Consider the following 1978-nt stretch of genomic DNA (forward strand, 5'->3'; position numbering starts at 1 on the left):
AGGATCGGGTACTTTCCGGCGAAACATGGTTTGCGCCGATCGTTGCCGATGCCGAAGCCGGCTTCGGCGGACCGCTCAATGCCTTCGAGATCATGAAGGCCTATATCGAAGCTGGCGCTGCCGGTGTCCACTTCGAGGACCAGCTGGCATCGGAAAAGAAGTGCGGGCATCTCGGCGGCAAGGTGCTGATTCCGACTGCGGCCCACATCCGCAATCTGAACGCGGCGCGGCTTGCCGCAGACGTCATGGGGGTTCCCACGCTCGTTATCGCCCGTACGGATGCGGAAGCGGCAAAGCTTCTGACCTCGGACATCGACGAGCGCGACCGGCCCTTCGTCGACTACGATGCCGGCCGCACGGTCGAAGGCTTCTATCAGGTGCGCAATGGCCTTGAGCCCTGCATTGCCCGTGCCGTTGCCTATGCGCCGCATTGTGATCTCATCTGGTGCGAAACCTCCAAGCCGGATCTGGAGCAGGCGCGGCGCTTTGCCGAGGGCGTGCACAAGATCCATCCCGGCAAGCTGCTTGCCTACAACTGCTCACCGTCGTTCAACTGGAAGAAAAACCTCGATGACGCGACGATCGCCAAGTTCCAGCGGGAACTCGGCGCGATGGGCTACAAATTCCAGTTCATCACGCTCGCTGGTTTCCACCAGCTGAACTTCGGCATGTACGAACTGGCGCGGGGCTACAAGGACCGGCAGATGGCCGCCTATTCGCAACTGCAGCAGGCCGAGTTCGCCGCCGAGGCACAGGGCTACACAGCGACCAAGCACCAGCGCGAAGTCGGGACCGGCTATTTCGATGCCGTCTCGCTCGCCATCACCGGCGGCAAGTCCTCGACCACCGCAATGAAGGAATCGACCGAACATGCCCAGTTCAAACCCGCAGCCGAGTAGCCACACCAAAGGAGAAAAGGCCATGGCTTCCATCGCACGTGTCCGCGAAAGAGCGGAAGAACAATCCTCCAGCATGAGCGCCGATCAGCAGGCCACCATCCGCATGCTCGCAAACGACCTGCATCGGCTCAATCAGTCCGTGATGAAGGCCGTAGAGGCCGGGGTCTCGGTCGAACTCGTGCGCTCCGCCCGCCACCATGGCGGAGACGGAAATTGGGGCGATCTCCTGATCCCCGTCGTCGTCGCCAACAGGATGTAGGATCAGAGATGGCGGCGCCGCTCCGGCGCCGCCATCTGCGTTATTCGACGTAATTGTCACTGTCACGAAAGGCGGGCATAATCAGCATCCGCTCATATGAGACGCCGGATGCCCGCCACGACGCACGCCAATCTTGAATCTCTAACTGACCTGGTCTATGGCGCATTGTTTGGCGAAACGGACTGGCAGGACTTTCTCGACACCCTCAACACGAGAATGCCCGATGCCAAGACGACGCTCTTTTACCATGACAGCGTGGCGGGCGCCGGTGCCTTTTCGCTCTGCTCGGGCTTGGACGATACCGGCCTGGAAGGCTACAACCGGTATTATTGCACCATAAACCCGTGGATGCCGAAGGCAGCTGTCCGGCCGGTCGGCCTCGGCGTCATCGCCGACCAGATGCTGCCGCATGCCGAACTCGTCAAAACGGAATTCTACAATGACTTTATGCGCAGTATCGGCTGCCGCAGCAGCGTTGGCGTGACGATCCTTCGCGAGAACAACCGGTCCTTCAATCTATCGACGCTGACATCGAGCACCGACACCGGGTTTAACCGGGTCAACGCCGATCTCCTGACGCGGCTTGCGCCGCATTTACAGCGGGCCTTCGATTTCATCCGCCGGGACAAAGCAGGCAATGAGACGGGCCGTTCGCTGTTCGACGCGATCGGCGTCGGGCTCATTTATATCAGCGAAGGCCGCCAGATCCGATCGATGAATCTTGCCGCGCAACAGATGCTCGCCACAGATGCCGGGATCAGCGTCACGCCAACAGGACGTCTGAGCTCCAGCGATCGGGATTTGCGCGAACATCTCGGCT

Annotated in this window: 2 protein-coding genes and 1 pseudogene; all 3 read left to right on the forward strand. The window is 60.6% G+C overall.

The genetic code is table 11. The annotated features are described in order from the left end of the window. Positions 1 to 899 (forward strand): isocitrate lyase/phosphoenolpyruvate mutase family protein (locus C9413_RS31585; RefSeq protein ID WP_170251467.1); only part of this gene is annotated, 899 nt, incomplete at its 5' end. Positions 900 to 921: 22 nt separating this feature from the next. Beyond that, positions 922 to 1158 (forward strand): hypothetical protein, encoded by a 237-nt coding sequence (locus tag C9413_RS31590; protein ID WP_022717214.1) that lies wholly within the window; start codon positions 922 to 924, stop codon positions 1156 to 1158. A gap of 108 nt (positions 1159 to 1266) precedes the next feature. After that, a pseudogene (locus C9413_RS31595) lies at positions 1267 to 1978 on the forward strand (LuxR family transcriptional regulator); the annotation flags it as partial.

The organism is Rhizobium sp. SEMIA 4085 (genome assembly GCF_013004495.1).
In the GTDB taxonomy this organism is placed as follows: Bacteria; Pseudomonadota; Alphaproteobacteria; order Rhizobiales; family Rhizobiaceae; genus Rhizobium; species Rhizobium gallicum.